At 74.5% G+C, this 7,877-nt stretch carries 8 protein-coding genes; 2 read left to right on the forward strand and 6 right to left on the reverse strand.

Annotated elements, in window-relative coordinates; all coding sequences use genetic code 11:
* Positions 1 to 82: 82 nt before the first annotated feature.
* From E1300_RS45260 to E1300_RS45275, 4 genes are all read right to left on the reverse strand, one after another.
* The gene (locus E1300_RS45260) at positions 83 to 1,768 is read right to left on the reverse strand and encodes a ribonuclease J (RefSeq protein ID WP_131763444.1); all 1,686 of its coding nucleotides are present in this window, start codon (positions 1,766 to 1,768) and stop codon (positions 83 to 85) included.
* Positions 1,765 to 2,703: a 4-hydroxy-tetrahydrodipicolinate synthase gene (gene dapA, locus E1300_RS45265; RefSeq protein ID WP_131763445.1), complete on the reverse strand. Its 939-nt coding sequence runs from the start codon at positions 2,701 to 2,703 to the stop codon at positions 1,765 to 1,767. Before dapA ends, E1300_RS45260 begins: the two co-directional genes overlap by 4 nt.
* Before the next feature lie 360 nt (positions 2,704 to 3,063).
* Positions 3,064 to 3,261, reverse strand: a complete 198-nt coding sequence (locus tag E1300_RS45270) for a hypothetical protein (protein ID WP_131763446.1) — start codon at positions 3,259 to 3,261, stop codon at positions 3,064 to 3,066.
* Positions 3,262 to 3,395: 134 nt separating this feature from the next.
* Complete coding sequence (locus tag E1300_RS45275; protein ID WP_242619807.1) at positions 3,396 to 4,463, reverse strand: glycoside hydrolase family 18 protein; 1,068 nt, start codon at positions 4,461 to 4,463, stop codon at positions 3,396 to 3,398.
* A 203-nt stretch (positions 4,464 to 4,666) separates the two neighbouring features.
* Between E1300_RS45275 and E1300_RS50905 the strand changes: the two genes are divergently transcribed.
* Entirely contained in the window at positions 4,667 to 4,843 is a 177-nt protein-coding gene (locus tag E1300_RS50905; protein ID WP_165503292.1) for a hypothetical protein, read from the forward strand.
* Between the two features lie 131 nt (positions 4,844 to 4,974).
* Here E1300_RS50905 and E1300_RS45285 read toward each other — a convergent pair whose 3' ends face one another.
* Positions 4,975 to 5,973 (reverse strand): DMT family transporter, encoded by a 999-nt coding sequence (locus tag E1300_RS45285; protein WP_131763448.1) that lies wholly within the window; start codon positions 5,971 to 5,973, stop codon positions 4,975 to 4,977.
* On the opposite strand from E1300_RS45285, the gene E1300_RS45290 reads away from it, so the two are divergent.
* On the forward strand, positions 5,972 to 7,369 hold the full coding sequence (locus E1300_RS45290) for an aminotransferase-like domain-containing protein (protein ID WP_131763449.1): 1,398 nt from the start codon (positions 5,972 to 5,974) through the stop codon (positions 7,367 to 7,369). The two genes, E1300_RS45285 and E1300_RS45290, sit on opposite strands and share 2 nt — an antisense overlap.
* Before the next feature lie 19 nt (positions 7,370 to 7,388).
* On the opposite strand, the gene E1300_RS45295 is transcribed toward E1300_RS45290, so the two are convergent.
* The gene (locus E1300_RS45295; protein ID WP_242619808.1) at positions 7,389 to 7,748 is read right to left on the reverse strand and encodes a VOC family protein; all 360 of its coding nucleotides are present in this window, start codon (positions 7,746 to 7,748) and stop codon (positions 7,389 to 7,391) included.
* Positions 7,749 to 7,877: the final 129 nt, after the last annotated feature.

Here is a 7,877-nt window from a genome sequence, read left to right on the forward strand (position 1 = left end):
GGGCGGCGTGTTGCGCGGCCCGCCGCGCGGCCCGCGGCGCCGCCTCCGGACGGCCGCGGGACCGCGGCCGTCCGGACGCGCGCTACACCTCGACGACGACCGGGATGATCATCGGGCGGCGGCGGTAGTTGTCGCTCACCCACTTGCCGACGGTGCGCCGGACGAGCTGGCTGATCTGGTGGACGTCGTTGACGCCGTCACCGGCCGCGTCGCGCAGCAGCTCCTCGATCCGGCCGATGATCGCGTCGAAGTCCTCGTTGACGATGCCGGCGCCGCGGGCGTGGATCTCCGGCCCGGCGACGAGCTTGCCGGACGTCGAGTCGATCCCGACGACGATGGAGACGAAGCCCTCCTCGCCGAGGATCCGGCGGTCCTTCAGCGAGGTCTCGGTGACCTCGCCGACGGACAGGCCGTCCACGTAGACGTAGCCGGCCGGGACGGCGCCGACGATCTTCGCCTGGCCGTCCACGAGGTCGACGACGACGCCGTCCTCGGCGATGACGATGTTCTCGTCGGGCACGCCGGTCAGCGCGGCCAGCTTGGCGTGGGCGCGCAGGTGCCGCCACTCGCCGTGGATCGGCATGAAGTTGCCCGGCTTGGTCACGTTGAGGACGTACAGCAGCTCGCCCGCCGAGGCGTGCCCCGACACGTGCACCAGCGCGTTGCCCTTGTGGACGACCCGCGCGCCCCACCGGGTGAGGCCGTTGATCACGCGGTTGACGGCGTTCTCGTTGCCGGGGATCAGCGACGACGCCAGCATCACGGTGTCGCGGGCGGTGATGCGGATCTGGTGGTCGCGGTTCGCCATCCGCGACAGCGCCGACATCGGCTCGCCCTGGGAGCCGGTGCACACCAGGACGAGCTTGTCGCCCGGGATGTCGTCGAGCTCCTTCGGGTCGACCATGATGCCCTCGGGCACGTTCAGGTAGCCGAGCTCGCGGGCGACGCCCATGTTGCGGACCATCGACCGGCCGATGAAGCAGACCTTGCGCCCGTTGGCGACGGCGGCGTCCAGGACCTGCTGGACGCGGTGGACGTGCGAGGCGAAGCACGCCACGATCAGCCGCTCCTGCGCGGTGCGGAACACCTCGTCCACGACGGGGCCGATGTTGCGCTCGCTGGTGACGAAGCCGGGCACCTCGGCGTTGGTCGAGTCGGACATCAGCAGGTCGATGCCCTCGGCGCCGAGCCGGGCGAAGCCGGGCAGGTCCGTGAGGCGGCCGTCCAGCGGAAGCTGGTCCATCTTGAAGTCGCCGGTGGCGAGGACGAGCCCCGCCGGGGTGCGGATGGCGACGGCCAGCGCGTCCGGGATCGAGTGGTTGACCGCGAGGAACTCCAGCTCGAACGGCCCGAACGTGCGCTTCTCGCCCTCGGCGACCACGTCGGTCGCCGGCCGGATGCGGTGCTCGGTGAGCTTGGCCTCCAGCAGCGCCAGCGTGAGCCGCGACCCGACCAGCGGGATGTCGCGGCGCTCGCGCAGCAGGTACGGGACGGCGCCGATGTGGTCCTCGTGGCCGTGCGTGAGGACCACGGCCTCGATGTCGTCGAGCCGGTCCCTGATGTACTCGAAGTCGGGCAGGATCAGGTCGATGCCGGGCTGCTCGGTCTCGGGGAAGAGCACGCCGCAGTCGACGACGAGCAGGCGGCCGCCGTACTCGTACACCGTCATGTTGCGGCCGATCTCGCCGAGCCCGCCGAGCGCGACGATGCGCAGCCCGCCTTCGGGCACCGCGGGCGGTTCCGAGAGCTCGGGGTGAGGATGGCTCACCGGGCGACCTCCGGGATGGCGACCTCGGGCACTTTGACTCCCCCTATCGTCAGGTCCTCACGCAGGCGCGCCGCGAACTCCGGCGGGGCCTCCACGAGCGGCGCGCGCAGCGGGCCGCCGCCGGGGAGGCCGAGCAGGTTCAGCGCTGCCTTGACGGCGATGGCGCCCTGCGTACGGGTCATGATGGCGGTGACCACGGGCAGCAGCCGGCGGTGGATGTCCAGCGCCCGACCGTGCTCACCGGCGCGGTATGCGTCGATCATCTCATGGAGTTCGGTACCCACGACATGCCCGACGACGCTGACGAACCCGGCGGCGCCCACGGAGAGCCACGGCAGGTTGAGGTTGTCGTCGCCGGAGTACCAGACCAGGTCGGTCTCGGCCATGACCTTGGACGCGCCGAACAGGTCGCCCTTGGCGTCCTTGACGGCGAGGATCCGCGGGTGCTCGGCCAGCTTGAGCAGCGTGCCGTTCTCGATCGGCACGCCGGCGCGGCCCGGGATGTCGTAGAGCATCGTGGGCAGGCCCGTGGCGTCCGCGACCGCGGTGAAGTGGCGGACGAGGCCCTCCTGCGGGGGCTTGTTGTAGTAGGGCGTGACCACCAGCAGCCCGTGCGCGCCGGCGGCCTCGGCCTGCCGCGCGAGTTTCAGGCTGTGCTCGGTGTGGTTCGTCCCGGCACCGGCGACGACCACCGCGCGGTCCCCGACCGCGTCGACGACCGCGCGCAGCAGATCCCGTTTCTCGTCGTCGCTCGTCGTCGGCGACTCGCCCGTCGTCCCGTTGACGACCAGGCCGTCATGGCGCCGCTCGTCGACCAGGTGGGTCGCGAGGCGCGCGGCGCCGTCGTAGTCGACGCCGCCGTCGGGCAGGAACGGGGTGACCATCGCGGTCAGCATCCGCCCGAACGGCGCGTCGGTCGTTGTGCTGGGTGCCATGCATCGAACGGTACCGTTCCGGCCGCGCGGCGTGGACCCGCAGGTCCCTGCGGGCATCGATACGGCACCGGCGCGGGCGCCGGAGCGTCATCGGCGCGGGGCCGGGGCGGGGCCGGCGCGGGCACCGGCGGGCATGGAAGAAGCCGCCGCCACACGCTCGGGGGTACGCGTGGCGGCGGCTCCACAACCACATCGTGGCACGCAAATGCCTCGTTACGGGGTCAGTCCGGCCACTTCCCGGACTCGGTTGGATAACGTGACCGTCCCCGCCGCGGACCCGCCCGCGGCCCGCGGCCGGCCCTCGCCTCCCTCGCTCGCGTCGTCACCGCCCCGGTCGCCCGCCGTTCCCGGCGCGCCGCCTCAAAGGCCCCTCCCGGCTGCGGTGAACTCGTGCAGACGGACGCGCAACTCCTCGACGTCGGGCGTCCGGACGAGGTCGTTCCCGCGGACGGCCCACCACTGCCCCGAGCCGCCGCGGCCGATCCGCCACCCGGCGAACTCGGCGGACAGCTCCCGGAGGCGGTCGGCGACGTGCAACGCGGTCTGCTCAATGCCCATCGGCGTCGTCCCCACTTCCCTGTGCGTCCCTGGAAGGGTCTGCTCCGCACCATGGGGTACCCCGCGCGTCCGGACGTATCCACCACGTCTCACCTGCGGTAACGCGAGAATTGGAACGTCACAGGAGGGGTTTCCTAACCGCCAAAATTATCTGGCGTGCGCGGCAGCCATGTGGCGCGATAGCGAGCCCACTCTTCGGGGGATGTAGTCCACTCGGCGTAGACACCCACGCCGTAGGGCCTGGCCGGCGGACGGTCCAGCTGGTCGAGGCCCCGCCGGACGCCGCGCAGCGCCACGTCCAGGTCGTCCGCCCAGCCCATGACGGGCCGGTAGGTGGGGACGCCGATGAACACCGTGGTGCGGTCGCCGATCAGCTCCAGCGTCCAGCGGGTGTGCCGGGCGTAGTGCAGCCCGGCCAGGGACCGCGTCGGCAGCGCCACGTCGTAGGTCATGATCGCGACCTGGTCGGCGCGGTCGGCGACGGCGTTCAGGAAGTCGCGGGTCGGGCGGGGCGGGTAGTGGAACCGGCCGTGGCGCGGAAGGAGCGCCTTGTAGACCGGCTGGAGGGCGTCCACGAGCGTCGGCTGCTCCAGCGACACCGACAGCAGCCGCCCTCGGGAGCGGGTCAGCTCCCTCGTCCGGTCCATCAGCTCCAGGAACGCGTCGTCGTCGGGATAGATCGGCTCGAAGTCGTAGTGGATGCCGTCGAAGCCCAGGTCGAGGAAGATCCTGTCGGTTGCCAGCACGCGTTCGCGGACGGCGGGGTCGTCGAGGTCGATGCCGTCCCCGCCGTCCACCTTCCGCACCTGGCCCAGGTAGGCCTGGGCGCGCACGCCCGGCGCGTACCGGCGGACGGCCTCCACGAGCCGCCGGGCGTAGCGGTACTTGGCCGGCGGGACCGTCCCGTCGCCGTCGAACGGCCCGGCGTGGAAGTACACGTCGGTGATGCGGTTCTGCTTCAGCAGCGCGCCGAGGGCGCGGTACTCGGCGTCCGAGTGCGGCTCCCCCACCCACTGGTGCCGCGCCCACAGCGCGTTCGCCTCCGTGCCGCGCGCCTTCGGCTCGGGCTGCCACCACACCCAGGCCCCGGCGGACACGAGGGCGAGCAGCCCGAGCGCGTACGCCGCCGTCCACCCCGCCCAGCGCGAGACTCTCCGCAGCAGGCCGCGGCCCGTTCCCCCGAACCCGCCCATCCGTGCCATCTCGCAATGATCTCGGATCGGCGCGGCATGCCCGGCCATCCGGGCGGCCTTCGGCATGCCTTCCCCCATGGAACGATCATGGTTTCGGCCGGAACCGCGCGAACCGCCACGGCGGGGGAAGGATCTGGTGACGCGGGCCCGATGGGGAGCCGCCGCCAGGTCCCGACCCGGGCATCGGGGTCGGGGATGGAGGTCGAGCCGACATGCGAGTACGACCGGACCGGACCGAACCGAAACCCCTGCTGAGCACGCGCGCGCTCGTCATCATCGTCACCGCCGCCGGTGCCGCCGCGCTCTGCGCCCTCGCCCCCGGCGCCGCGATCCCGATCGGCGTGGGCGTCGGCGTCGTCACCCTGCTCATCCAGATCGTCAAGGACTGACCGGACCGGCCAGGGCGGCCTCCGGGAACAGCGGGCCGGTCATCGCGACGATCGTCGGTGTCCACCGCCCCTTCCCGCGCACCATGCCCACGGCGCGCGTCCACGTGAGCGACCGCGGTGTCACCGTCCGGCTACCGAGGAACCACGGGTTCTGAGGCGCGACCCGTCGTCCCGCGCGTCGCGGGGCCGCTTTCCGGTAGCGGTGCGGCCGGGGTCGCGTGGCGGATGCGGGCGCGCTGGGTGAGGCCCACGCAGACGAGCACGCCCACGGCGGCCAGGGCGGTGGTGGCGTCGATCGACTCCCCCAGGACGAGGCCGGACCAGACGAGCGTCAGCACCGGCTGCGTGAGCTGCACCTGGCTCGCCCGCGCGATCCCCGCCCGCGCGAGGCCCTCGTACCAGGCGAAGAAGCCGAGGTAGGCGGAGAACACCGTCACGTACCCGAAGCCGAGCGCCGCGCGGCCCGTCCAGTGCGGGCCGGTGGTGGCGAGCAGCCAGAGGGTGACGGGGACCGTGATCGGCGCGGCGAGGAGCAGCGCCCACGAGATGACGCGCCAGCCCGGCATCTCGCGGGTCAGCCGCGCGCCCTCGGCGTAACCGATCGCGGCGGCCAGCAGCGCGCCGAACAGCAGCAGGTCGGCGGCGGTGACGCGGCCGGCGCCGCGGACGAGGGCGAAGCCGGTGACGCAGCAGGCGCCCGCGGCGCCGGCCAGCCAGAACCCGCGGGACGGCCGCTCCCCCGCCCGCAGCACCCCGAGGACGGCGGTGGCGGCCGGCAGCAGCCCGATCACGACGGCCGAGTGCGCCGACGAGGCGCCGTGCGCGAGCGCGAGCGTCGAGAGCAGCGGGAACCCGAAGATCACTCCGGCGCAGGCGACCGCGAGCCCGGACCACTGGCCGCGCCGGGGCGGGCGGGCCCGCACCGCCAGCAGGGCGATGGCGGCGAGCACGGCCGCCGCGGCGGACCGCCCGACGCCGATCAGGTACGGATCGAGGCCCTCCAGGCCCAGGACCGAGGCGGGGACGGTGAAGGAGAAGGTCAGCACGCCCAGCGCGGCGAACCCGAGACCGGCTCCCGGAGCGCCGCCCGCTATCGACGTGGGGGCAGTAGCGCTACTCTCATCTCTCATGCACCACGATAGCAGTGTGGTCTCGCTCGCCGACGCGCTGCGCGCGGAGGCCCGCCGGCTGGGGCCCGGCGAGCGCCTGCCGTCGAGCCGGGCGCTGGTCGAGCGGCACCGGGTCAGCCCCGTGACGGTGTCGCGGGCGCTCGCGCTGCTGGCCGCCGAGGGGCTCGTGGTGACCCGTCCGGGCAGCGGCGCCTTCGTGGCCGACCGTCCCGCGGGGACGGGCCCCGGCGGCGGGCCCGCCGACCTCGGCTGGCAGGCGGTGGCGCTCGGCGACCGGTCCGTCGACGCGACCGGCGTCTCCTGGCTGCTCACCCCGCCGCCGGAGGGCACGGCGGTGCTCAGCGGCGGCTACCTGCATCCGTCGCTCCAGCCGGTCCGCGCGCTGGCGACGGCGGCGGCGCGGGCCGCGCGGCGGCCCGGCGCGTGGGAGATGCCCGACCTCGGCGGCGTCCCCGGGCTGCGGGCCTGGTTCGCTCGCGCGGCCGGCGGCGGGGTCTCGCCCGCCGACGTCGTGATCACGAGCGGCGGGCAGCAGTCGCTGACCACCGTGCTCCGGGCGCTGCTCCCGCCCGGCGCGCCGCTGCTGGTCGAGTCGCCCACCTACCTGGGGGTCCTCGCGGTGGCGCGGGCGAGCGGGCTGCACCCGGTCCCCGTCCCGGTGGACGCGGACGGCCTGCGCCCCGACCTGCTCGCCGAGGCGTTCGCGATGACCGGTGCGCGGGCGCTCTACTGCCAGCCCGCCTTCCACAACCCGACGGGCGCGGTCCTCGCGCCGGAGCGGCGGGCGCGGGTGCTCGCGGTCGCGCGGGCCGCCGGGGCGTTCGTCGTCGAGGACGACTTCGCGCGGCACGTCGCGATCGAGCCGCCCCCGCCGCCGCTGGTCGCCGCGGACGGGGACGGCCGGGTCGTCCACATCGCCTCGCTCACCAAGGCCACCGCGCCGAGCCTGCGGGTCGCCGCGGTGATCGCCCGCGGTCCCGTCGCGGCGCGGATCCGCGCGACGCAGCTGGTCGAGGAGTTCTTCCCGGCGAGGCCGCTGCAGGAGACCCTGCTCGAACTGGTCAGCTCCCCCGGCTGGCCGCGCCATCTGCGGGCCGTCCGGACGGCGCTGCGGGACCGGCGGGACGCGCTGCTCACCGCCCTCGCCCGCGACCTGCCCGCGCTGAGCGCGAACCGTCCGGCGGGGGGTTTCCAGGTGTGGGCCCGGCTGCCCGGCGGGGTGGACGACGTCGAGCTCGCCGAGGCGGCGCTGCGCGCCGGGGTCCTCGTGAGCGCCGGGCGCCCGTTCTTCCCCGCCGAGGCCCCCGGGCCCTTTCTGCGGCTCAGCTACGGCGCGGCCGCGTCGGAGGCGGAGCTGGCGGAGGGCGTCCGGCGCCTCGCCACCGTCCTCGGCTAGGAGGCCGCCGCGGCGCCGGTCAGGTCCCGGTGCACAGGCAGAACTCGTTGCCCTCCGGGTCGCGCCACACCCGGAAGGGCGCCTCCGGGCGGCCCATCAGGCCGGAGGCCGGGGTCGCGCCGAGCCGTTCCGCCCGCTCGCCCGCGGCCGCGACGTCCGGCACGTAGAGGTCGAGGTGCAGCCGGTTCTTGATCGTCTTGCGTTCCGGGACGAGCTGGAACGACAGCGTCGGGCCGCCCTCGCCGAGCGGTTCGAGGTCGAGCCAGTCGTCGTCCCGGCCGGTCGGCTTCATGCCGAGCAGGCCGCCCCAGAACGCGCCCAGGGCCTCCAGGTCGGCGCAGTCGATCACGATGTTGGCCACCTTCGGGGTCACGGTCACCGGACGCCTCCGGCGGTCCGGACGGCGGGCGCCCTCCGCGCGGCTCCGGCCGACCGCGCCGCGGCCCGCGCGCAGTGGAGCGGAGGCTCGGCGGCCCGGCGCCCGCGCACCCAGCCCTCCACCTGGCCG

Origin of the sequence: Actinomadura fibrosa, from assembly GCF_900659615.1 — a bacterium.
In the GTDB taxonomy this organism is placed as follows: Bacteria; Actinomycetota; Actinomycetes; order Streptosporangiales; family Streptosporangiaceae; genus Spirillospora; species Spirillospora fibrosa.

Coding starts and splice junctions, on each gene's coding strand:
- dapA (WP_131763445.1), bottom strand. CDS start 2,703: ATGGCACCCAGCACAACGACCGACGCGCCGTTCGGGCGGATGCTGACC.
- E1300_RS45270 (WP_131763446.1), bottom strand. CDS start 3,261: ATGGGCATTGAGCAGACCGCGTTGCACGTCGCCGACCGCCTCCGGGAG.
- E1300_RS45275 (WP_242619807.1), bottom strand. CDS start 4,463: ATGGCACGGATGGGCGGGTTCGGGGGAACGGGCCGCGGCCTGCTGCGG.
- E1300_RS50905 (WP_165503292.1), top strand. CDS start 4,667: ATGCGAGTACGACCGGACCGGACCGAACCGAAACCCCTGCTGAGCACG.
- E1300_RS45290 (WP_131763449.1), top strand. CDS start 5,972: ATGCACCACGATAGCAGTGTGGTCTCGCTCGCCGACGCGCTGCGCGCG.
- E1300_RS45285 (WP_131763448.1), bottom strand. CDS start 5,973: ATGAGAGATGAGAGTAGCGCTACTGCCCCCACGTCGATAGCGGGCGGC.